The organism is Porphyromonas vaginalis, assembly GCF_958301595.1.
Classification (GTDB): Bacteria; Bacteroidota; Bacteroidia; order Bacteroidales; family Porphyromonadaceae; genus Porphyromonas; species Porphyromonas vaginalis.
This window is the reverse complement of the sequence record NZ_CATQJU010000001.1, coordinates 792,501-816,169: the sequence shown is the minus strand read 5'-3', so window position 1 is coordinate 816,169 and position 23,669 is coordinate 792,501. Positions and strand designations below refer to the sequence as shown.

22 protein-coding genes are annotated in these 23,669 nt (G+C 51.4%); 6 read left to right on the top strand and 16 right to left on the bottom strand.

What is annotated here, in order from left to right:
• The first annotated feature begins 19 nt into the window (after positions 1 to 19).
• Entirely contained in the window at positions 20 to 1,228 is a 1,209-nt protein-coding gene (locus tag Q2J34_RS03255; RefSeq protein WP_300969257.1) for a DUF4374 domain-containing protein, read from the top strand.
• A gap of 7 nt (positions 1,229 to 1,235) precedes the next feature.
• Positions 1,236 to 1,640 carry a hypothetical protein gene (locus Q2J34_RS03250; protein ID WP_300969256.1) on the top strand — a complete coding sequence of 135 codons (405 nt, stop codon included), beginning with the start codon at positions 1,236 to 1,238 and terminating at the stop codon, positions 1,638 to 1,640.
• A 319-nt stretch (positions 1,641 to 1,959) separates the two neighbouring features.
• Here the strand turns inward: Q2J34_RS03250 and Q2J34_RS03245 are convergent, their stop codons facing one another.
• The 13 genes from Q2J34_RS03245 to Q2J34_RS03185 all read right to left on the bottom strand — a co-directional run bounded on the left by Q2J34_RS03245 (position 1,960) and on the right by Q2J34_RS03185 (position 13,813).
• Positions 1,960 to 2,916 (bottom strand): hypothetical protein, encoded by a 957-nt coding sequence (locus Q2J34_RS03245; protein ID WP_298889297.1) that lies wholly within the window; start codon positions 2,914 to 2,916, stop codon positions 1,960 to 1,962.
• A complete protein-coding gene (locus Q2J34_RS03240) occupies positions 2,917 to 4,068 on the bottom strand; it encodes a glycosyltransferase family 4 protein (RefSeq protein ID WP_298889295.1) in 1,152 nt (383 codons plus the stop codon). It lies immediately after the preceding gene.
• Between the two features lie 15 nt (positions 4,069 to 4,083).
• Positions 4,084 to 4,581 (bottom strand): RNA-binding S4 domain-containing protein, encoded by a 498-nt coding sequence (locus Q2J34_RS03235; protein ID WP_297167369.1) that lies wholly within the window; start codon positions 4,579 to 4,581, stop codon positions 4,084 to 4,086.
• Positions 4,582 to 4,588: 7 nt separating this feature from the next.
• Positions 4,589 to 5,149 carry an aminoacyl-tRNA hydrolase gene (gene pth, locus Q2J34_RS03230; RefSeq protein ID WP_298889292.1) on the bottom strand — a complete coding sequence of 187 codons (561 nt, stop codon included), beginning with the start codon at positions 5,147 to 5,149 and terminating at the stop codon, positions 4,589 to 4,591.
• A gap of 54 nt (positions 5,150 to 5,203) precedes the next feature.
• Positions 5,204 to 5,827, bottom strand: coding sequence for a C40 family peptidase (locus Q2J34_RS03225; RefSeq protein ID WP_298889290.1), 624 nt, complete (start codon positions 5,825 to 5,827; stop codon positions 5,204 to 5,206).
• 528 nt (positions 5,828 to 6,355) lie between these two features.
• Positions 6,356 to 8,035, bottom strand: a complete 1,680-nt coding sequence (locus tag Q2J34_RS03220; protein ID WP_298889288.1) for a hypothetical protein — start codon at positions 8,033 to 8,035, stop codon at positions 6,356 to 6,358.
• Between the two features lie 123 nt (positions 8,036 to 8,158).
• Complete coding sequence (locus Q2J34_RS03215) at positions 8,159 to 9,274, bottom strand: ABC transporter permease (protein WP_298889286.1); 1,116 nt, start codon at positions 9,272 to 9,274, stop codon at positions 8,159 to 8,161.
• A gap of 17 nt (positions 9,275 to 9,291) precedes the next feature.
• On the bottom strand, positions 9,292 to 10,428 hold the full coding sequence (locus tag Q2J34_RS03210; protein WP_298889285.1) for an ABC transporter permease: 1,137 nt from the start codon (positions 10,426 to 10,428) through the stop codon (positions 9,292 to 9,294).
• A 79-nt stretch (positions 10,429 to 10,507) separates the two neighbouring features.
• Positions 10,508 to 11,056: a DJ-1 family glyoxalase III gene (locus tag Q2J34_RS03205; RefSeq protein WP_300969255.1), complete on the bottom strand. Its 549-nt coding sequence runs from the start codon at positions 11,054 to 11,056 to the stop codon at positions 10,508 to 10,510.
• 67 nt (positions 11,057 to 11,123) lie between these two features.
• On the bottom strand, positions 11,124 to 11,912 hold the full coding sequence (locus Q2J34_RS03200) for an energy transducer TonB family protein (RefSeq protein ID WP_300969254.1): 789 nt from the start codon (positions 11,910 to 11,912) through the stop codon (positions 11,124 to 11,126).
• The gene (locus tag Q2J34_RS03195; protein WP_298889279.1) at positions 11,905 to 12,354 is read right to left on the bottom strand and encodes an ExbD/TolR family protein; all 450 of its coding nucleotides are present in this window, start codon (positions 12,352 to 12,354) and stop codon (positions 11,905 to 11,907) included. Before Q2J34_RS03195 ends, Q2J34_RS03200 begins: the two co-directional genes overlap by 8 nt.
• Positions 12,355 to 12,386: 32 nt before the next feature.
• Positions 12,387 to 13,061, bottom strand: coding sequence for a MotA/TolQ/ExbB proton channel family protein (locus tag Q2J34_RS03190; protein WP_300969253.1), 675 nt, complete (start codon positions 13,059 to 13,061; stop codon positions 12,387 to 12,389).
• Between the two features lie 23 nt (positions 13,062 to 13,084).
• Positions 13,085 to 13,813, bottom strand: coding sequence for a pyridoxine 5'-phosphate synthase (locus tag Q2J34_RS03185; RefSeq protein ID WP_300969252.1), 729 nt, complete (start codon positions 13,811 to 13,813; stop codon positions 13,085 to 13,087).
• Between the two features lie 536 nt (positions 13,814 to 14,349).
• Between Q2J34_RS03185 and Q2J34_RS03180 the strand changes: the two genes are divergently transcribed.
• From Q2J34_RS03180 to Q2J34_RS03165, 4 genes are all read left to right on the top strand, one after another.
• Positions 14,350 to 15,567, top strand: a complete 1,218-nt coding sequence (locus tag Q2J34_RS03180) for a porin (protein WP_300969251.1) — start codon at positions 14,350 to 14,352, stop codon at positions 15,565 to 15,567.
• 525 nt (positions 15,568 to 16,092) lie between these two features.
• Positions 16,093 to 17,670, top strand: coding sequence for a hypothetical protein (locus Q2J34_RS03175; protein WP_300969250.1), 1,578 nt, complete (start codon positions 16,093 to 16,095; stop codon positions 17,668 to 17,670).
• A gap of 99 nt (positions 17,671 to 17,769) precedes the next feature.
• Complete coding sequence (locus tag Q2J34_RS03170) at positions 17,770 to 19,311, top strand: Ig-like domain-containing protein (RefSeq protein WP_298889268.1); 1,542 nt, start codon at positions 17,770 to 17,772, stop codon at positions 19,309 to 19,311.
• A 24-nt stretch (positions 19,312 to 19,335) separates the two neighbouring features.
• On the top strand, positions 19,336 to 20,865 hold the full coding sequence (locus Q2J34_RS03165) for an Ig-like domain-containing protein (RefSeq protein WP_298889266.1): 1,530 nt from the start codon (positions 19,336 to 19,338) through the stop codon (positions 20,863 to 20,865).
• Here Q2J34_RS03165 and Q2J34_RS03160 read toward each other — a convergent pair.
• The 3 genes from Q2J34_RS03160 to Q2J34_RS03150 are packed head-to-tail and all read right to left on the bottom strand — an operon-like array spanning position 20,858 to position 23,667.
• On the bottom strand, positions 20,858 to 22,189 hold the full coding sequence (locus tag Q2J34_RS03160) for an MATE family efflux transporter (protein WP_300969249.1): 1,332 nt from the start codon (positions 22,187 to 22,189) through the stop codon (positions 20,858 to 20,860). The two genes, Q2J34_RS03165 and Q2J34_RS03160, sit on opposite strands and share 8 nt — an antisense overlap.
• Positions 22,190 to 23,092, bottom strand: a complete 903-nt coding sequence (rfbD, locus tag Q2J34_RS03155) for a dTDP-4-dehydrorhamnose reductase (protein WP_300969248.1) — start codon at positions 23,090 to 23,092, stop codon at positions 22,190 to 22,192. It abuts the gene before it with no gap.
• A complete protein-coding gene (locus Q2J34_RS03150) occupies positions 23,089 to 23,667 on the bottom strand; it encodes a DUF4924 family protein (RefSeq protein WP_300969247.1) in 579 nt (192 codons plus the stop codon). Before Q2J34_RS03150 ends, rfbD begins: the two co-directional genes overlap by 4 nt.
• Positions 23,668 to 23,669: the final 2 nt, after the last annotated feature.

Sequence of the window (23,669 nt, the reverse complement as noted above, 5' to 3'; positions counted from 1 at the left end):
CCTAATAAATAATAGAACGATGAAGCATCTTAGCTTACTAATCATGACCGCCCTCTTAGGGCTAGTCACACTCAGCTCATGTCAAAAGGAGGAAAACACTCCGCAGACGCAGGGAGTCAAGTTTATCTACGCCTCACAGGTGGAGAATGCCTTCCAGCTCACGCCCCTAGCCGACCTCGCAGAGGGCGTGCAGACGTCATTTGACAATTCACAGACCCTCCCCGTGGGGCACCTCTTTCTAGAGAAGTACGGCGACTACATCTACGCCATGTCAGGCAGTATGTATGGCTTTGGTGGCGAGCAGACGCTACGCAAGTATCAGATGAAGGATGGTAAGCTACAGGAGGTTGCGACACTCTCCTTCAAGGGCTCTCCCAACGTCCTTGAGGTCATCTTCGCCAGCGATACGAAGGCTTACGGCGTGACCTGCGCTAGCCGTGGTCAGCTCGTCATCTTTAACCCCTCCACCATGCAGGAGATGGGCGAGATAGACCTCTCTCCTTATGCTGCTACAGACCCCAAGGCTGAGGCTCCTGACAAAGATCCCGACGCTGGGACTGGTATCGTGCGAGATGGCAAGCTCTTCCTCTGTCTCAATCAGACAAAGTCCATGATGGAGCTATACGATGAGCCAGCCTCTGTGGCGGTCATTGATGTCGCCACGGACAAGGTCGAGAAGGTCATCAAGGACGCTCGCGTACAGAGCCTTGGCATGGTCGGACACACCAGTGCCATCCTCGACGAGGCAGGTAACATATACTTCTATTCAGGACCTCGCAGTGCCATGTTTGGCAAGCCTGAGGGTATCTTACGGGTCAAAAAGGGCGAGACCGACTTTGACAAGGAGTACTACGTCTCCGTGACCAAAGCTGATGGCGCAGAGCCTACCTCTTATGGTATGACGATGACCTACTACAAGGGCAAGGTCTACTTCTTCCTGGAGAAGCCTTCGCTCGTTGTCGATCCCAACGACAAGACCTTTACCAAAAACAAAGACTTCGTCCCCTACGAGCTAGACCTCAATAGTGGCAAGGGCAAGATACTCCCACTGCCCGGATCTAGTGGCTGGAGTGCTAATGCCACCATCGCCTACAACGGCAAGATCTACTTCGGCATACACGCTAAAGACGGTCTGGGCTTCTACAGCTACGACCCAGCTACAGGGCAGGGCAGCAACAAGCCCGTAGTGACTACACCTGCTGGCATCTATAAAATCATAAAGCTCTAAACAAACTATGAATAGACAAACTCGCACCGCCCTCCTATGGGCTTTCATCCCGATGGGATACATCTTCCACACGCTCTGTGAGCTGATGCCACTCTTTGCTGGTCTCAGCGTAGCAACGGAAGAGATGACCACAGAGATGCTCCCAGCCATGACAACCTTCACGGGATGGGCACTCTACTTAGTACCACTCGTTGGTCTGCTCTGTAGCTGCTACGGCAAGCGACGCTGGAGCACTATCGTCAATTTCGTACTCGCTTGTCTCACCCTACTGCTCAATATCTGTCACCTTTGCACAGACCTCCTACCCCACTTCTCCTGGGCACAGGCAGCTATACTACCATTCGTCTGCGTCGTCGCTGCCCTACTCGTCATAGATCTTTGGAAAGAGCTACGCACGAGCAAGGCTCAATGAGCGCAACGCTTTGACGGTTAGACAGAAGTTAGACAACAAGAACGAGAGGAGGCTGTCACATTAGTTGATAGCCTCCTTTTGTATGCGCTTATATCTCCTAAAGTGAATAAGAATCCGTACCATCTGATAAACGCTCCTCCCTTGGAACTGAAGAGTTCCTCCGCTGGAACTGAAAAGTTCCTCCCTTGGAACTAAAAAGTTCCAAGAGGGGAACTATTTTTGGAACTCGTATATGCTACTAAGACAGGACGATAGGAGCGATGCTTATGATGCCAGCTTCGCTCCTCCGCTAAGTGGGACACGACAAACTAAGTTTGAGCTAGAGGACGACGAGACCGGCGAGGAGGAGCTGCAGCGTCGTGACGAGGAGGACGAGGAGCGGAAGCAGGTAGCGCCACGCATAGCGAGAGAGCTGACCCGCCCAGGGGGTGATCGGTATGATGACCAGCGGTACGGCTAGGAGAAGCGTGGAGCGCATCGTCTCTGTCTGTACCAGTGCCAGCAGGAGGACGAGGGTCGTCATCAGAAGTAGCGCTCTTTGTCGGTACCAGGTGACGACATGACTACCTCCACGAATGCTTTCCAGCCCGATACGCGCTATAATAAGCAGCAGGGCTATAACACCCCACCCTATCCACTCGAAGGGCGTAGCGGGGCTTAGGAGCGTCTCTACGCTGATCTGTAACTGTGCGTAGAGGCTTAGCAGTGGCGTAGCACCTTGCCAGAGATAGAGCGTAGGCAGTACGAGCCAGAGGATCGCTATGAAGCCACAGAGATAGGCGAGGTAGGCGCGCAGTCGACGCACCTTCATCAAGGCAAGGAGCGACAAGCTCAGCGGTACGATCAGAAGTAACGGAGGATAGAGCAGGACGGCTATGCCCATCATGAGTCCTGCGAAGGTGAGCGTCTGGCGCCGGTCAGGACGATTGTAGCAGAGCATCTGCAGGTAGAGCGATATGAGCAATGCGGGGAGCGCCCAGACGGACCAGCTGAGCGTAAAGAATGCGGTGAGTGGCACCAAGAGCATCGTCTGCAGGAGCTGTAAGAGCGCTCGCTGACGAGGCGTGATGAGGAGGAGCTGTATGGCTATGCGGTCTGACAGTCCGAGCGTAGCTACGAGCGCCAGGGAGTGAGAGACAAAGCCCACGAGCAGTGCTGTACTATCAAGCTCTGGAGCGAGCAAGTACCACTGTATGACGGCACAGAGCAGCCAGACGACTACCATCGTAAGGAGTGCCAGCGGTGCGGGGAGCGAACTTCTATAGCGTTGTATCATCTACTTATAGCGCTCAGCGATCAAACTGTCTAGATAGTCGTCTAGTTGCGACATATATTGGTCGAAAGTGTAGGGCAGTAGCGAATGCCTCGTGACTCCATCACGGCGCTCCCCTATCAAGTCATAGAGATGCCGCAAGGCTCGTGCTATATCCTCTGTATCTAGCGGGTTCAGTCTGTAACCCTCCCGCTCAGAGCGAACGAGTGTGCAGGAGCCCGCTACCTCGCTCACCGCTACTGGGAGACCAAGGGCCAGTGCCTCGGCAACCGTAGCTCCAAAGAGTTCGTTTGTACTGGGCAGTATCAGCGCATCCCCAAGGCCGTAGTGCGCATAGAGGTCACTCCCCTGTTGCTTGCCGGCAAATGTGACACGCTCCTCTAGCTTGAGCATCGTAGCTTGCTGACGTAGCTCCGCATCCATCGGTCCATCGCCCACCATCAGCAGCTGGAGGTCTAGCCCTTCGTCGATAACTAGTCTGAAAGCCTCTAGGAGGCGTGGCAAGTTCTTTACCTTATCAAGCCGCCCCACGTAGAGGATTATCGCCCGCCCGTCAGGGAGAGCATAGCGGGAGCGTAGTGCTGTGGTCTGCGCCTCTGCTAGTGCGACCTGTCGCTGCAAGTATTGCTCATCTTGTACGATCGGTAGGTAGTGCCACTTCGATAGTTCTCCATGGTATAGATCTCGATAGCGATCCTTCACCTGCTCGTTGCATAGGATCACCCCATCGATGCGATCTAGCAGCCAGCGCTTAGACCAGTAGGAAGAGTCAGCGATAGTAGCCTCGGCCATGACCATATTGTCATCGCAGATAGAGACCAGCCGTGGTAGGGGACGTGCGGAGCGTCCACGCAGTAGGTAGAGCATCCCTGTCAGGAGATTGAACTCACTACAGAGGATCAGGTCATACGGCTTGCGCAAGATACGCAGAATCTCGGGACGCAGATTAGGTAAGAGACGCCCCCCAGGGGCTAATAGCTTATAGTCAAACTGTATGCGCTCCCCTTGCTGTGCTAAGTTAAAGTCTTGCTCTAGTGGCTGACCATACTCTAAGTATAGCTCTACATCGTACCGCTTGGCCAAGTGAGAGAAGAGGTCTATCCGATAGGGAGCCAGTGCTCTATGAATGATCAGTATGCGAGGCGTGTACTGCATTTCGTCAGCAGCTGCTTACCAGTTGTCCCAGTCGAGGAGATCTGACGAGGGACTGTCTGGCTCCTCATCGTAGTCGAGTGGCTCATCATAGTCGAGAGGCTCATCATCCCACTCCTCTAGAGGTGCCTCCACGACTGGTGCCTGGAGGAATTGCTCTAGGTCCCGTCGCTCACGCTTGGTCGGTCTGCCAAGGCCCTGTGCACGATCCACATAGCCCGACATACGCTTCATCTCTAGCAGCTCGTACTGCTCAGGAGGCGTCACATTGAGTATATACTCAGGGACGAGCTTAGCACCCATACGATTGGCCGTGGTCTGCAACACCTTAAAGGATAGCGTCACCGGAGGCTTGCGCACCGATATGATGTCGCCCGCCATGACCATCTTAGCCGGTTTGGCAGTCACATCATTGATCGCTACCCTACCCTTGCGGCAAGCATCCTGCGCTATGGAGCGCGTCTTGAAGATACGCACCGCCCAGAGGAAGCTATCGATCCGTACAGGTCTGCTCATGGCTTGACTAGTTAAAGCTATTCATCGTCCGCTCCACACCTATCAGGCAGAAGCTCTCGATCATCTCATCGGTACGCTCTAGAAGGCGAGGCATGTCAGCCAGCTCCCCCTCGGGAAACTGCGCCAGCACATACTCTATCTGCTTACCCCTCGGATAGTCATGTCCTATGCCAAAGCGTAGTCGTGGATAGCGATCCGTGCCGAGTAGCTCGGTGATATGCTTCAAACCATTGTGCCCGCCTGCACTACCGCCCGGCTTCATACGAAGCGTGCCGAAGGGGAGTGCCAAGTCATCGAGACAGATGAGGATGTTTTCTATCGGCACCTTCAATTCCCGCATCCAGTAGCGCACGGCTGTGCCGCTCAGGTTCATATAGGTAGATGGTTTGAGGAGCGTCAGCTGGACATTCTTAATGCGTCCTGAGGCTATCTCCCCGTGGCGAGCCGTAGACCATGTCCATCCCTGCTTGTCAGCAAGATGGCTCACCATACGAAAGCCTATGTTGTGTCTCGTGCCACGATACTCCTCCGTAGGATTACCGAGCCCGACGATTAGGTATTGATTCATATTGCGATAGATGTCAATGAGCGCGAGACCGCATCGCTCAGTCTCACAGAGAGCCTATCTGCGCCACTGTATAGGACCACTTACAGATATCTCTGGTAGGAGGTTCTCTCGGTCTATATCTACGGGATCAAGCTTGTGGTTAGGAGCGATAGGTGAGAGCTTTGGCTCAGGTACCATCACAGAGCCCTCCTCGATCAAGTCATTCATCTCAGGCACACGCCCAGCGCTCAGATAGCGACTGGAGAAGTAGGCGCTGCGACTCAGTCGCTCGATGATGATACCACGGCTATTAGTACTATGCATCATAACCGGATCGCCATCTACGACATCGATGACCATCGCCACATGCCCCACACGCGCGCTGTTGCGATTACGCCCCTTGAAGAAGAGTAGATCTCCCGGTAAAATCTCCTCTCTCTTGATTTGCTTGACATAGTTTGCTTGCGTAGCGGATCCACGTGGCACAGTGATACCATATCGTGAGTATACGTATGATACGAAGCCCGAGCAGTCCATACGCCAGGGCAGATTACCTCTATATCCATACGGCTTGCCTAGTAGCTCCTTGCCTGTATCGATCAGATCAGCGACCAGCTCTTCGTGTGCCGTTTGCGCTTTTGTATCTCCCACTACACGATGTATGGGGGGGCGCTTTAGTATAGGGCGCTTAGAAGTCATACCGCTGGGACTCTTGGCTGCACATTGACTCAGGAGCAATGCGAGCAGGAAGGTGCTTAGGAGCAGTCTGATAGATCTAGGTTTATAACTCATCCAGTATGTCGTTATAGCTATGGGTAGCTGTACATTTGGGGCAAAGGTACTAATTTCTCGCTGCAAAAACAAATGACCTACCCCGACCCCGACCGCCCGTACATTCCACCCACTAATGCAATTTCTCAAGAATGATGTTTTTGATGACTCGTATTTTCCACTCCAAATTGCAATTTGGAGTGGAAAATACGCTATCAGAGAGCAATGGCTAAGTTACTAGTTCGAAGGGTTGGGAAAATTCTGTGCTGAAGATAAGATAGAATCTCTCTAGCCTTAGACGAGCTTGATTCAGAAAAAGCGGATATCCACGTGGAGAATAAAAAATATCCACGTGGGGATTTGATATTTCCCACGTGGATATCTGTAGAGGCTGTCACTTCTTGTGACGCTCTCCTGACCTATGTCATGATTTGGACTATAAGCGGTGAGGGTTTGCTACCTCTTGACAAACTTGTAGGTGGCATCTCCTACCTGTACGATGTAGGCTCCTTGTGGTAGATAGCCTACGTAGATAGAGCTATCGTCCTGGTCGTACACTTCGCTCAGGAGCTCCTCACCAGAGGCTGCATATACCTTCAGTAGGGTAGCGGGCATGTCCTCAGCGAGACGTACGTAGAGACGCTCGTCTGCGGAGTTGTAGTAGATAGCTGTCTCGGCCGTAGTGAGTTGTGTCACGGAGACGGTACTTCTACCAGGGTATGGCTGTGGATCACCAGCATTACCATTCATGAGCACCCAGCCCTTGTCGGTAGCGACCTTGACTTGTCTATCGGTAATGTCGTTTTTCTCCTCTGTCTCCGCCATGTCGATGGCGATGAATCGGCCTGCAGCGAGGAAGCTTGCATCCAGTAGCTCGAACTTGGGGATCGACTCCACAATCACCTGCATAGCATGCTCATCGATGGCATTGACGGTGATGTCAGCGTACTGAAGCTCCTTACAAGCGGAGAAGTCTAGCTTGGTGAGTTTGTTCTCAAAGGCGATGAAGTCTCGCAGTAGGGGAGTCTTCGTCAGGTCTAGCTCGGTGAGCTCATTCCTCTCGCAGTAGAGCCTCTTTATCATAGGATTGTGCGAGAGATCTATCTTTTTAAATCCACAACTAGCCATATTGATGTACTCGAGCTTGGTGTTCTTTGAGAAGTCTGGATCGACGGTAAGGTTTGTTTTCTTGATCGTAAGCATCTTTAGCTCAGGAAGACTAGAGAGGAAGTCAAGCGAGGAGAGCTTCTTGTTGTTATTGAGATTCAGCTCCTCTAGTAGAAGATTCTTTGATAGATCTAGTGTGGTCAGCTTGTTCCCTCCGAGGTGTAGCTGCTTGAGCTTGGGGTTGTGCGAGACGTCTAGTGACTTCATCCCTATTAGGTCAGCCTTAAATACCTCTAGATTGGGTAGCATAGAGAGATCTACGGTCTTGAGATCATAATTCTGACTGCACTGTATGAGGGTAAGCTCGGGACACTTAGAGAGATCTAGTGAGGTAAGCGCCATCTTTTCACCATGGAATACCTTTAGCTTAGGGTTGTGTGTTAGATCTACTGAGCTGATTTTATTACCGCTGAGTACAACCACCTCAAGCTCTGGTAGATTAGAGAGATCTATCGCCTTGAGAATACAATTCTGCACTCCAAGCTCTTTGAGCTTAGGATTCTTTGAGAGGTCTAGCTCCTTAATCACAGTTGAGTGGCAGAAGAGCTTGTTAAGGTTAGGCTGCCCAGTCACGTCGAGCTCCTTGATCCCTGTCTGGTAGCACCATAGCTCCTCGAGGGTATTGATCTTAGAGAGATCAATAGCGGTGAGGGCTGTCTTATTGAGATTGAGGTAGGTGATCGGACCATAGATAGTCGTCTTGGTCAGATCTTTGGGCAGGTCGATAGGTCTCTTTTCCGTTCCCTTTTGGATCTTCTCATTGTCCTGGCACTGACCGTCACCATTGAGGTCTATCCAGCAGCCGTCGACGGGTGCGATGACGCCTATGAGCAGCGATGCGTTTTCGTCATCGGTGATGAAGGTGAGATCGACGCTGGGCTCCATGAGCGGTGCCTGAGCTTTCGTCTGTGTAGCTACTCCTAGCAGAGTCATGGCGAGGAGTAGGAGTAAAGTGTAGTTTTTCTTCATTATGATTATAGTGTGTGTTTAGTAAATAGTGCTGATCTACAAAATGAGCGATAGCCCATGGATCAGACGAACCATCTCCAAAGGTACGAAAAAAGGGGATAGGAGCGTCTCAACCCTTTGTCGCTAAGCGCGCTTGCGGTAGGTGAGGATGGCGGCCGTGCCGTTGACTACGGCAAAGACAGAGAGTGCCGTCAGCTCGCGCCATAGCTCGGTGAAGGCGACTGGCTTGAGGTAGTAAGTGCGCATCAAGATACTGTAGTGCGTGAAGGGGTGCGACACGGCTAGGGCACGTGCCCACGATGGCATTCCCTCGATCGGGGTGAAGAGCCCACCGAGGAGGATGAAAAACATCAAGACGAAGAAGAAGGAGAACATCGCCTGCTGCTGCGTATGCGCAAAGTTGGTGATGAAGAGTCCCAGTCCGCTCATAGCGAGGACGTAAAGCATGGTGCCGACGATCATCATCCCGACATTGCCTTGGGGCCATAAGCGGTATAGCAGTCCGACGATAGGGTGCGCCAGGAAGACCATGAATATCGATATGACGATATAGGGGAGTGCCTTGGAGAGCATGAAGATGAGCGGGTGGATCGGCGTGACATTCATCTGCTCGATGGTGCCGACCTCCTTCTCCTGCACCATATTGAGTGCTGGGAGGATGAATGCGGTCATCGTAATGAGCATGGCAACAAGACCGGGGATGATATAGTTCTTGTAGTTCACCTGAGGATTGTAGCGGTTGACCTCAACGATGCGGATCGGTATGGTGGCTAGCTCCTCTATTCCTGTGGACTCGTTGAGCTGAGTGACAAACTGCTGTACGATCTGCTGTGTGTAACCCCCGGCGACGGCACCTTTTGTAGCGTTAAAGGCATTGATCCGTGCTTCGATCTGAGCCTTCTGATAACGCATGAGCTGCTCCTCAAAGCGTGGCGGGATCGTTATGATGAGATCGGCCTGACCTTCCTCTATGAGCTCCATACCTTCCTGAAGGGTAGGGGGGAGCTGGCCCTGCCAAGCGTTGACAAAGTAGCCCGAGCTAAAGAACTGCTGCTGTAGTCTCTGTGAGAGCGACGTATGATCGTGATCGATGACGACGGTCTGCAGATTCTTGATATCCGTAGTCGTAGCAAAGGGGAGGAGCATCAAGACGACGATAGGGTACATGACGACCATCCCGAGTAGCAACCTATTGCGGAGCAGGTTGTATATCTCTTTGCGTATGAGAGCTAGTAGCATAGGATATCAGGGAGGGTTTACTCTAGTTTCTTCTTAAAGTTGAGCAGCGCTAGGATGACTAGTACGACGCTCATACCCGTCATGATGAGCGACTCCCAGAGGATCGAGGACCAGCCGAGACCCTGTATCATCAACTTTTTGACCGCTATGGAGTACCATGTGGCGGGGATCGCACGGGCGAAGTATTGTAGCACTATCGGCATACTCTCGATCGGAAAAAACATGCCCGAGAGCATCGCTACGGGGAGCAGTAGTCCCGCGCCACTGATGAGCATGGCGGCGGTCTGATTGTCCGTTATGGTGCTGATGAGCATGCCGAGGAGGAGCGACACGAGGATGAAGAGGAGCGACACGAAGAAGATGGCACTCACCGACCCTAGTAGCGGCACTCCCAGCACGAAGCGTGACAAGAGTAAGATGGTGACCACGTTAAAGATGCTCAGCGTGAAGTAGGGGACGGTCTTAGAGAGCAGGATGGTGATCGGATTGACGGGCGAGGTGAGTAGGACCTCCATAGAGCCAAACTCCTTCTCCCGAACGATCGAGACAGAGGTCATCAGGGCGCAGATAATCATCAAGACCAAGCTCATGACGCCTGGCACGAAGTAGTAGGGTGCCCGCATCTCGGGGTTGTAGAGTAGCGTCGTGAAGGTCTCTATCTGGTAAGGTCTCATGGTCGCCATACGCATCGCCATGAGCGCGCCAAACTGTTCTAAGTACTCCTGCACAGTCGTGTAGATAAGCCCCTGTATCTGCGCACTGATGAGTGCTGAGGTATTAGGATCGCTCGCATCAAGACGGAGCTGCACGGTAGGCTCAGTGCCTGCGAGCAGCTCTTTGTCTATGTCGTTCGGTAAGACGATGATGACGTGTGCTGCGCCTGTGCGTAGTGCCTCGTCCATATCTTCGTATGGTGTGATCAGGCTCACGGAGCCTACTGCATCGCTCTGGTCAAGATGTGTGAAGAGTCTCTCGACAAAAGGGGTGCGCGTCGGTGTCGCCACGACCACATCGATCTGCTTTACCTCAGAGGTGAGCGCAAAGCCGAAGGCTAGCACCAAGACGATGGGCATGCCTATCAAGAGCATCAGCGTAAGCGGATCCCTGAAGATGTGGATGAACTCCTTGCGGACGAACTTGAAGAAGACGCGCATGATTGGCTGTTAGCTATTGGCCATTGGCTAGAGTCCCTAGTGCTCCTAGTGCCTCTAGTGTCACTAGGAGACTAGATAACTACAGTTTGTAGAGGAAGCCCTCGGCGACCTGCTCGGCGGTCTTACGACCCGCTACCTCCTCGAGTAGTCTGAAGGCAAAGGGCAGTGCCAGCGCCGGACCACGTCCCGTGACGATATGTCCGCACACCTCTACATCGGCACCTGTCAAGACGAAGCCTGGTACCTGCTCCTCAATGCCTGGATAGCAGGTCGCACGCATCTTGCCGTCACCGATACCAGCTGCGCCTAGTACTCGTGGAGAGGCACAGATAGCAGCGATCGTACCGCCCGCCTCGTGCTGACGACGTATCAGCTCGAGGAGTGGCTCACACTCATTGAGCTTGGTCAGCCCGCCAGGTAGGGCGATAGCCTTGGGGAGCGCACCGCTCTGTAGCTCCTCGAGGAGCATATCTGCTTGGATAGTCACATCATGCGAGCCTCTTACAGCGAGAGAGCCTGTGATGGATACTGTGGTAACGGGTTGATTGCCACGTCTGAGTACGTCAACGATGGCGAGTGTCTCGACCTCTTCGAAGCCCTCGGCGAGGAAGACTAGTATGTTGTTCATGTTACTCATGCTGTTTGTTGTGAAGTTGTTAGGTAATTAAGAGTTTCTTGTCAAGGTTGCTCAGCAGCTAACCCTTGACATCAAAGTGATAGGTGATCGTGCCCTTTTGATCAGGCACACCACCCAAAGCGTTAAAGCGAGTCTTGCGAGCTGCCTTGACAGCCGCCTCTCGGAGTGCACTGTCTACCACGTTGGTACCACGCAAGCGGACCTTAGCGTCAATCACTTGTCCAGCAGCATTCACCGTGATCTCGACGACGACTGTACCACGTATGTCGGGGACTCGTGTCGGCATGACAGGTCGTCCGCCATTACCCACGATAGAGCGCCCGTCGAGCGACCATCCAGCGGAGGAACCAGCCCTCCCCTTGTCAGCGACACCGCTACCTGCGTCGCTCTTGCCCGTACCAGACTCAGCGCCTGTCGGCTTCTTACGATCGAAGAGTCCAGCCACCTTGCTATCCACATCACGCTCAGAGGGACCAGTAGGCTTTTGCACGGCTTGGGGCTTCTCTTTCGTTGGCGTAGCTCGTGCAGGCGTAGGCGTAGGACGTGGGGTAGGGGTAGCCTCAGGAGACTTAGGTGCTGGCTGTTGCGGAGGCGCAGGCTGTGCACTCTCAGAGGCAGCAGAGGCAGGACGAGCAGAGGTAGATGCGGCAGCCACCAAGTCTCCTTGATGCTCGATCTTGTCGCCAAAGTCTGGGTCTACACCTACGGAGATCCATATCTCCTTATCTCTCGTGTGCTTTTGCTCAGAGGCATCCATACTGAGCCAAAAGAGCAAGCCCACAACGAGTAGATGTAGCAGCAAGGCTACACCTCCAGCGATCCATCTATCCGAGCGAACCTTAGACATCTCTCTCCGTCTCGTTATCTTGTAAAGCTTCTGTCGCCAAGATCATACGTAGTCCAGCGGTAGCCGAGGCGTTGAGTACCTTGACAATCTCACCATACGACACCGATCTGTCGGCGTAGAGGACTACGTAAGGATCCTCCTCGTCGTCGTGTGCAGCTCCTATCTCGTAGAGTCTAGCCTCTAGCTCCTCGACAGGTAGCATCGTCACTTCAGGTGCACTCTCTGTGGATATGTAGTAGTAGCCCTCGGCATCTATGGTGATGCGTGCTACAGGCTCTTGCGTTGTGGCGGTCGACTGCGAGGAGGGTAGATTGACCTTGATCGCATTCGGTACCACCAGCGTGCTGACCACCATAAAGAAGATCAGCAGCAGGAAGATGACATCGGTCATCGATGCCATGCTAAATACAGATATATGCTTACTGCGTCTCTTGATACTCATGAGCTTAGCATTAAGGGGTGTAGCACGATTGCTTACAGTTCGTTGATCACATCCATAAAGTCTAGCGTATTAGCCTCTAGACGATTGACGATGCGGTTGATCTGTCCGACCAAGTAGTTGTAGAGGAAGAGCGTCACAATACCGACGATCAGACCGCCCACGGTCGTGACCAGTGCTTGGTAGATACCGCTCGAGAGGAGCGATACATCGATACCGCCAGGCGCATTAGCTAGGTCAAAGAACGCCTGCACCATACCAGTCACTGTACCTAGGAAACCAATCATCGGAGCACCTGCAGCGATAGTTGCTAGCAGGGGTAGTCCACGCTCGAGACGTCCCACCTCGTAAGAGCCTACGTTTTCGATAGCGGGGAGCACCTCAGAGGCAGGCTGGCCGAGACGCTTGAGTCCCTTTTCGATCATGTGCGCCTCGGGAGTGTTCTTTTCTTTGCAGAGGGCTATCGCACTATCTTTGCGTCCCATCTGGAGGTAGTCTTTGATGCGTGCGATAAAGGAGTCGTCAGGACGATTGACCTTGCGCAGCTCGATATACTTAGCTACAAAAACGTAGATAGCAACGAGCGAGAGAAGCAGAAGGACGATCATAATCCATCCGCCAGCGCACGCCAGCTCCCATAGAGACATCGTAGCGGGTTCGGTAGCTGTCTGCTCAGCTACTGTATTGGCAATCTGAAGTATAGGATACATAAGTTATTCTTGCAAGGATATGTTTATGAGTTAGAGTGAGCTTGTTTGAGATACTGTGCGATCGTCTCCTCGAGACCTAGGTAAAGGGCATCACTGATGAGTGCATGTCCTATGGAGACCTCATCTAGTGGCGTCACATGCTGGACGAAGTATGCGAGGTTGTCACGACTCAGATCATGACCCGCATTGACTCCTAGACCGACGCGGTGAGCCACCTGGGCAGCCTCTGCAAAGGGAGCAACGATCACCTTCGGATCGCCACTCTGCGCCATCTGCGACGCATAAGGCTCCGTGTAGAGCTCCACACGATCGGCACCGATCTCTGCGGCAGCCTCTATATGTCGTGGGTCGGTACCAACGAAGAGCGAGACACGTATGCCCGCCTGCTTCAGACGCTCGATGATCGGCCTGAGCAGGTCACGACAATCAGCCACCGCCCAGCCACTATCGGAGGTGAGTGCATCAGGCTTGTCAGGCACGAGCGTCACCTGCTCAGGACGTACCGAGCAGACGAGGTCGAGGAAAGAGTCAGAGGGATAACCCTCGATGTTAAACTCCGTGGTGACCACCTCCCTGAGGTCTCTCACATCTTGATAAGTGATGTGCCGCTCGTCAGGTCTCGGGTGTACCGTGATCCCCTCGGCACCATACTCTTGGCAGCGACGTGCTGCCAGTACCACATTAGGCGTGTCTCCGCCACGAGCGTTGCGGAGGGTCGCTATCTTGTTGATGTTAACGCTTAGTCTCGTCATCTATAAATGTCAATCTACATTTTCAATGCTACAAATATATAGCTTTCTGACGAAATGGTCGTTTTAGACCCAGCACCAGCCAGGGTTGACATATTACAATAATTTAGACCAGACTACATATCGATACGAGGTTATGTCGGTGAAAAGTGATTTCCACGTGGATATTTCGAAATCTCCACGTGGAGAATAAAAAATTCTTCGGAGGAATCAAATGAAACTTCGGAGGAATGAAATGAAACTTCGGAGGAATTGAATCGCGCCCACGTGGAAAATAAAAAACATCCACGTGGAGATTTGAGATTTTCCACGTGGAGATTCGATAAAGGAGGAGATCGGACGAAATTCCCCGTAAAGATATGTAAATGGGGATTAGAGGTTAGAGGTTAGAAATTAGAGGGCAAGGCTGACTCATTTGAATCAGCCATGAACGCCAACAAGCGATTAATCTTTCGTTAAGTAGCGGTCAGTCCATCCGAATATCCCTACCTTTGCACAAAGTTCTAACTTCTAACTTCTAACTTCTAACCTCTAGACTCATGACTTCTACAATGCAGCAGCGACTCTTCGCTCTACTCTTTGCTCTGACTCTACTCCTAGGTGGCACTTCGATGCATGCGCAGGAGCGGGTACGCGTTACTTTCACCGGCTTCATCCAGGCTCTCGCGCAGTATGGCTCCGAGAGCGACTACATCAGGGTCGGTAACACCACGGCTCCTTACGACCAGCCCACCACGAGGATGGGAATACGTCGTGGACGAATTGCGGCTATAGCTAGTTACGGAGACCTGGCTGCCAGAGTAGATGTAAATGCTAACGACCAAAAGATCTCTATCTTCAACGTCTATGCCGAGTACAAGCCTCACTGGGCTGAGGGCGCTTTCGTCAAGGGAGGTCTCATGACGCCAAGCTTTGGATATGAGCTACCTTATAGCTCTAGCAAGCGAGCAGCCCTTGAGCGATCACTCTATATATTCGATCTATTCCCTGGAGATATTGATATGGGACTAGAGATGGGATACAACGGCACACTAGGTCAGAGCAAGCGGTGGCAGCTTGAGTCCACTCTCTCTATCCTATCAGGCAATGTGGACAAGGGAATGAACAAAAATCTCCCTAACCTAGCTCTACGCCTAGCTCTGACCGAGCAGGACAACAACCACGCTGTCAGCTTCGGACTCTCGGGATACGCTGGCACTATGCCTACGCCTGGAGGATACTACGCCTTTGACAAGGGAACGGCTACCCTTAAGAAAGATCGCATGCTACGTACCTACGGGGGTGCCTTCCTCACAAGTACCATCAAGCATCAAGGCGGGCAGCTGATGCTCACCGCTGAGGGCATCATGGGCTTACAGCCTGGATGGCAAAACGCTAATCTAGCAGTGGGTCCCAAGGCTAATCCTACACCTGGCAATGACCTCTTCGTGCAGCGTCACTTCATCGCGGGTATGGCACAGATTGTGGAGCGTATCAAGCCTATTGACCTAGAGCTCTTCGGTCGGTACGCATACTATGATCGTAATAGACACTTCGACCCGAAGGCTGTGCAGGATCTCAAGCTAGGTCAACTGTCGGCTCGTACTGAAGGACGCTCACATCAGCTCTCGACTGGGGTCAACTATTTCTTCCAGCAGGATCACCTACGCCTGTCACTCCAGTACGACTGCTTCCTCCGTCAGCAGATCGAGCAGCAAGCATTCGTTGCTGCCAAGCCGCTGCACATGGTGACCGTGGGAGCTCAGTACAAATTCTAGTCACGCTCCCGACAGCTCATATATCATCATCTATATATGATATCTGTATAGCTTATCTCTATATCTACTCTTGATGATGATAATGGTGCGTCAAATCTGTTCATAACTCCCCCTGTGCAGGAGCTAATGACACTACTATCCTATCCTCTCTAGTCGGCTCTGGTAGCTACTTAGAGGATATAAAAAGGCGAGACGATCGTGAGCAGTTACGGTCGTCTCGCTCTCTATCTGTACCTGTTCATAACTTGATCAAAACTGGTTGATAACTCAGCGGTAACTTATTTGCATAATTGAAATCTTTTCGTAGCTATACAACTTCCCGAGATAAGCAAATAAGTTAGCCTTGAGTTATTGACGAGTTATGAACAGCTTTTTCAACAGAAAAATGGGGGTTATGAACAGCTTGTTGACACCCTCAGCGGACGCTGATAGTAATTAGCTTATGTATTGCGTTTAACAAAACATTTAGATATATTTGCCCTCACATTGCTACGGATATCAACTCAAAATTAAAATAAGACTATTATGAAGAAAGTACTCTTTGTAATGCTGCTATCCCTATGTATGGGATCTTTAGTCCTAGCACAGGACGAACCAACGATCATCACCCAGCCACCAGCGGGAGATACGATAGATCTCTACCGGACGACGACTGGGTTTGAGTCTGTCTACTACTATGCCATAGCAGACTCCAGCTCTGGCGACTGGCAGCGAATGATATTCGGCAATGATGGGGCGGTGTATCTAGAGAATCCACTCAATACACTCTACACGAAAACATGGATAAAGGGTTCGCGCTCTGATGGCGATACGATCTCCTTTCAACTACCTCAAGCGATTTACTCTGAGGATGACATCTTCAATGGTGGTAAGAGTTACGGATATCTCTACCGTATACACCCTGTTTCTCAAGATGGCAAGGACACATTCCGCCCTAATGAGGGAGAGGATAATCAAGTGCTACGATATGTGTGGCGTAACGATTCACTCATCATGATAATCCCCGAGGGTGAGATGATCGGTATGTGCAAGGCTAATGGAGCCTGGACAAGCTATGCCGAGGGATCTTATAAGGCTGTACGCAAAGCTAATAATACGATCGCACCATCTGCTGGAGCCAAAGTGTGGGATGGACTCATGCTTTATATGGATATGGAGGGTAAGTCGCAGCTATATCCTGTGAAGTATGCCTTCGATGGCAACGATGTGTACCTAGGAGATCTATCTGCAAATGTAAAGGGACTATGGATCAAAGGTGTAAGAGAGGGGAGTACAGTAACCTTCCCGCCCACATCTTATGTAGGTATAGATACTAAGACTGCCTGCTATGTATACGCATCCTCAGCAGTCTTGGGCAAAGGCGTAGACGAGATGGGCAACGAGTTTGACAAGCCTTGCTTTAGCTCGGATCCTCTAGTCTTTACATACGATGAGGAAAAGAACTCCTTAAGTACTAAGGGGATGCTCATGATACATAAGAGTATAGACGATGATCGCAGTACCAATATCTTCGACTCTTATCGCTATGCTCTCATCAACCTGTGGGACAAGAGACCAGCAGCACCGATGCCTCCCAAACTTACCGCTTACCAACCATACGACCCGAGTCCATACGGTGGTCCTGGTGGCTTGCAGTTTAGTCTAAGCTACTACTCTGCAGACTTTAACTACCTCGACCCATCTCACCTATACTATAATCTATATATAGATGGGCAGCTCAAGACTTTTAAAGCTGAGGAATATAAAAATCTCGAGACAGATATGACAGATGTGCCATACTCATTCCACGATCAGTACGAGTTCTATAAGTATGATGAGAATGATCGCACTATCTACTTTTACCAAGAGGCAAAAGAAAAGGTCGGAATGGAGGCTCTCTACATAGACGGGGATATACGTCTCGGCTCTGGCATAACGGAATATTATATCAATGGCGAGAATCCCAATAGCATCAGTGAGCCTAGTACTACGTCAAGGACGACCACTCTCGTGGAGTACTATGACCTATCGGGACGCAGAGTAAGCACTCCAGACAAGGGTGTCTATATACGCAAGACTACTTACTCTGATGGTACCCAAGAGATCCAGAAGATCATCTTGTAACCCCCATAAAGAATGAAGCCTAGGTAACGCATTACCTAGGCTTCGTCTAGCTCAAAGAAAGATACCCATATAGTATAACACTAATTGCTCTCTACTCAGATGAAACATACTTATACCTTGCTCGTAGCACTACTCCTTGCGATGGTCTACTCTTGCTCGGAGCCTATGTCTACTCCGAACCCCACAACGATAACTCTGACTCCTGAACTACTAACTCTACAAGTGGGAGAAAGCCAACAGCTGACCCTCACATGCACCCCAGAGCGAAAGGACTACGTTGTTTCCTATCAAAGCAATAATCCAGCCGTATCCGTCGATGCTGATGGACGCGTAGTCGGTGTCTCCGTTGGTGAGGCTATCGTTACTGCTCAGGTGGGAGACAAGACAGCCTCTTCACGAGTTGTCGTACAGGCTGGGTCTACACCAGCACACACCTCTCTAAGCTTGAAGACAGACCAGCTGGAGTTATTCGTAGGGCATTCAGCACAGATTGAATACACTATAACTCCGGAGGATGCACTCGTCACTTTCTCTAGTGATGAAGCTGACATCGCTACTGTAAATGATAAGGGGCTAGTGACGGGTCGCTCTAAAGGTAGTTGTCGCATAGCGGTGAAGAGCGCTGATACGACAGCTTATGTCTCTGTTTCTGTACATGAAGAGGGTATTGCTAGGGAGCAAGAACTGCCTCTGATGAAGTTTCAAGTGGAGCAAGATGCCTCAGGTAAGGTGACAGATGCTGAGGTTTTGGCGTATGAAGCTGCGCTAGGACGTAAGATGAAATCTATACAGTATGACGATGAGCATACGCTGAGAGCCTTTGTCAATAAAGAGCTTAACGTGATAACCACTGCGGTCTATGCCATTGACGCCATTGATGGTGGTCAGTTGATATATGCTTATGGTAAGGAGTCGACGACTTATTGCCCTGTGACAAAAGAGATGTTAGCTCTCCTAGGCTTTACCGAGTTCACAACTCATACGATCAATGGGTATCCCAATCCTGCATTACGATCTATCAATGACCAAGACCCGACACTCTCAGTACTCTTGCTAGACGAAGAGCGTCCAGACCTCAATGCAACGATGTATATCGAGTTTGCAAAAGATAACTACTCCAAGAGATTAGACCCTAAGCATCCGATAGTTCCTGAGAGCCGTGACTTCCCCGCTGTCAGTGAGTTTAACTCTCATGATGAGGAGCTCATCAAGGGTGCTGAGGAGAAGATAGGATATAGAAACTTTGATAAGTCACAGTCTAAAAAGGGAAATCTAGACTTCGAGCATAAGCCTGACAAAATCGCTCAGACAAACTTCGAGTGGGTCTACTATGTCAACAATGCTCCTAGCGGATATCCATACATCAATACCCAGCTCTTCTGCATCCGAAATCAGAAAGATATAGAGTCTGCTGCCATGAAGCAGTGGTTTAGTAATAATGGCTTCAACCAGAACTATACCATTACAGAGACTGGAGCAGTCCGTGCTTACAATGCTAGTGGTGACTTGTGTCAAGCCTTCATAGAGATTTACGACAACAAGCCCTTTGCCAAGCTACAGATCATCCTACAAAAGGATATACCTGCTGGTATCTCTGCATCAATGAGACCTCTCTCAAAAAGACTCCCAGCTCGCCGATAATCATCACCCGAAAGATATATAACTATGAAAAAGCAACTCCTTATCATCCTCTCTCTCTTGCTAACCCTTACAGCATGCGAGAAGCCAGTCGGAGTATATCTGACTATCTCTCTCTCACCCGAAGCAATACAGCTCAAGGTCGGAGAGAAGTATCAGCTGACAGCTACTTGTACCCCTGAAGGCCTTGATCCTAGAATCGTCTTCAAGAGCCAAAACCCGCAAGTAGCATCAGTGTCCAGTCAGGGTGTCGTCACAGCTTTGTCTACGGGCGAGGCGATCATCACCGCACAGCTAGGCGATCAGGTGGCTACCTCAACGGTTACCGTCCGCAATGACTCAGAGACCGCACTAATCGTAGAGACGACAGAGCTAACACTTAAGAAGGGTGAGACGCGTCAGATCGTCTATAGGGTATCTCCTCAAGATACCCCTGTGACCTTTACTAGTGATAACCCATCAGTAGCTAAGGTAGATGAGCTGGGTGTGGTGTCTGGTATAGATGTAGGGAGCTGTCAGATCAGTATACAAGCTGCAGATACAGTCGTTCGGGTGCCAGTCTCCGTAGTCGCTGAGGATATTCCTCAAGAACTGCCTCTACTAAAGTTTGATCCAGTCAAAGAGAACTGGGTCATTGTAGACAAAGAGATACTAGGCTATGAAAAGAATCTAGGGCGTACTCCTCAGGATATAAATTGGGATCATGAGATACCTATGCCTGGGTTTGTAAATACTGAACTAAAGACTATCACAGCGGTCATCTATGGTATGACTTCAGAAGACCCTCTCGGAGATGTCATAGCAGCATATAGCAAGGAGACGCTCCAAGACTGCAGTAATACGCGCAAGATGTTAAGTCAGCTAGGCTTCAAGAAACTGAATAAAGAAGAGCTTACGTTTGGGGGCAAGACCTTCCCCGTACTCCGAGGCACTCACGAGAGCAATCCTCAGCTGACTGTCTTCCTAATGGATGACGCCTATCCAGAGCTACAAGCGACTATGTACATAGAGTTCGCCTTAGCAGCTCCAGAGGCTCCGATGGATGCTGAGCATGAGATCATACCTGATGCGGTAGACTTCCCATCTGTAGAGGCCTTTCGCAAGAAAGATGTAACCGGTATAAAAGCTTTCGAGACGGCTCTAGGGCTGCGCCACTATGCTCCAGAATATTCGTCCGATACTTCGCTAGACTTCGAGACGCTTGAGGACAAAGTTTCCAAGACTAATATTCGGTGGGTCAACTACATCTGTGAGTCTCCCAATGGTGTTCCCTTCATCAATATGCAGTTACTATGTATATCGGGCGAAGAAGACTTGAAGTCTGAAGCATTTAAGTCCTATCTAAAGGCTAATGGATTTGGTCTAAATTACACCTATACAGATGGTGTCGTCAACGCCTATAATGCTCATGGAGACTTCTTGGGGGCCTCCATAAAGAGTTACGAGGATGGCACGTTTTGTCAGATACAGATCCGTCTTAAAGAAGACAAAAAGAAAGCTTCGTCTCGATTGCTATGGCTACAGAATCGGAGACATCATAATAAGAGAGTCAGGTAGTAGTAGCCCTCATCGGACGCCTATACCAGATCGCCGTGAGGATCGCTGTACGTACCAGTAGATAGCTGTCGAAAGCGATCCACAAGGCGGTCATGCCGAGTGAGTTATAGAGCAGATAGTAGAGCGCAAAGAAGACAATACTCGATCCGATCATAGACCACTTGAGACCTGACGAGCGGGTCGTGCCTGCGTAGATACCATCCCAGAGGAAAGCACCGAAGCCTACTAGCGGGATCAGTGCTGCCCAGAGATGGTACTGCCTGGCGTAAGCGATGATTTCATCGTGACTACTCAAGAAGCGTAGTAAGCCATCGGGATAGAGCGCAAAGAGGAGCGCAGCGAGGAGTGACAGGACGATGCCTATGGCAAAAAGACGACTTATCACTGCGTTGAGTAGGTCTATACGCCCCGCGCCGTAGAAGCGTCCCGAGAGCGATTCACCGGCATAGGCAAAGCCATCCATAAAGTAACTGAAGATACTGAAGAACTGCATCAGCAGCGCATTCGCTCCCACAGCGATCGCACCCTCACGGACACCGGCGTATGTGAAGAAGAGCGTGATACTACTGAGTAGCAAGGAGCGGAGCATCAGATCGCGTCCGAGGATAAGGTAGCGTCCGTAACCCTTCGTATCGGTGAAGTGGCTGAGCCTCAGATGACGCACGAGATAGCGATACCTAATGAGTAGGGTGGTGAGTAGTAAGAGTGCCTGGCTATACTGCGCTACGCAGGTGCCGATAGCGAGTCCCTCGACACCCATCTGATAGTGGACGACGAGCGTATAGGAGACGAGGAAGTTGACCACCAGTGCGCTCATCGAGGCAATCATGGGGATGCGGGTGTTTTGCATACCGATGAACCATCCATTCAGCGCATAGATCATCATGACAGCAGGGGCTGCCGAGAAGATGATCTGGATATATTGCTCTGCCTCTGCGCCTAGACGCTCAGCAGCGCCACCTGTCACGACACCGCTCAGGAGCGTGGCAAAGGGGGAGATGATCAGTACGATGATCGTGCAGAGGAGTGCCATCGTGATGCCGCGAGCCAGCTGACGATTGATGTCAGAGCTGTCTTGCCGGCCATAAGCCTGAGCTACGAGTCCCGTCGTGCCTAGCCGTATGAAGCCAAAGAGCCAGTAGATCGTGTTGGTGATGGTAGCCGCTACGGTGACTGAGCCGATAGCTTCGGGGTGAGCCATGTGCCCCGCCAGCCCTACATCGATGAGCGAGAGCAGCGGGACGGTGATATTGGATATGATGTTGGGGATCGTGAGCTGCAGAATGTGACGATTTAGCCTTTGATCCTCTACCTTAGCGCACATTTACTCTATAGCTATCTGTAGTTCATCTTGCCACTGAGGGGGCGTGATGCCGTAGCAAGCCGTTATCCTATCGGTCGCCAGCACGCTGTAAGCAGGACGCTCGGCAGCCGTGGGGTACTCAGCCGTAGGGATCGGAGTCAGTTGCGACAAGTCGTACTCAGGCAGATGCGTGGCAATCGCCTCATGGGCCAAGTCGTACCACGAGCAGATACCTCGGTCGGCATAGTGGAGTAGGGGCATGCGAAAGGTACGCTCGGTATCGTAGCAAGCGACGATCTCACAGATAGCTCGTGCCAGCGAAGGGGCCGACGTGGGCGAACCTATCTGATCGTTGACGACGCGCAGCGGCTTTCCCTCACGAGCCAGCCGTAGCATGGTGCGAACGAAGTTGTGTCCCCACGGAGCCCAGAGCCACTGCGTGCGAATGACTAGGTGCTGCTCAGTGGGATGCGTCGGGTGCATCAGGAGTGCTAGCTCTCCTTGACGCTTGGTGCGACCATAGAGACTCTGCGGATTGGTACTATCCTCCTCGTTATAGGGCGTACCCTGCTTCCCGTCGAAGACATAGTCTGTGCTAATCTGTATGATCGGCAGACGGCTCTCCGCCAGCTGTGCCGGCAGTAGCGCATTGAGTGCTAAGAGGTCACGATAGTGTACCGGATCTTCGGCTAGGTCTACCTGTGTGAAGGCAGCGCAGTTGACCACCATCGTCCAGTCGTAAGCGACGGACTGCTCTTCCCAGAGCTTGATCGCGCGGGATACGCACTCTGTGTCGGTGTAGTCGAGCTGCTCATGCGTGTAGCTGACCAGTTCGTAGGGATTGCTCCGCTCTGCCAGCTCTCGTGTGATACTGCGTCCTAGCTGTCCCGAGGCACCGAGTAAGATGATACGACCTCTGCTCATGATTGTGGCTTCTCTTGTGGCTCCTCCTGGTGATGCTTGCGATGGTACTCCTGATCAAGGAGGGCAAAGAGCGCGCTGATCTGCTGGTAGACACGCGTGTCAGTAGGGGAGTGCTCAGCTCCTGCCGCGCTGCTCCCTATGAGTCCCTGCATGGTGGCGTTGTAGAGGATCGTGCAGAGGATCTCTATCTCGCCCATCTCCTTGGCGTGTGGATCTTTTGCTCTAAAGGCGACGATCGTCGGTAGGACTAGTATGTAGCACCCTTGGTAGACGATGTTGCGCTCATCTTGGCTCACCTTCTTGTGTATCGCCTCGCATTCCGCAAGTAGCTGCTTCGTGACGGGAGCGTGCTGACCGCTGAGGATCTGCGCGACAGACTCCTCGCTGAGTAGCTCTTTCATCAGACTTTGTCTGAGAGGATCGGACTGCATCAGATGTTGCTGGAGTAGCTCCAGTGGTTGTTGCTGTCGCGTGAGGATACGTATACTCTCCTCAGCGATCCATAGATGTATGATCTGAGCCGTGTACTCAGGTACGTCAGGCAGTAGCCCAGGAGTATTAGCTTGATTCGTCATAG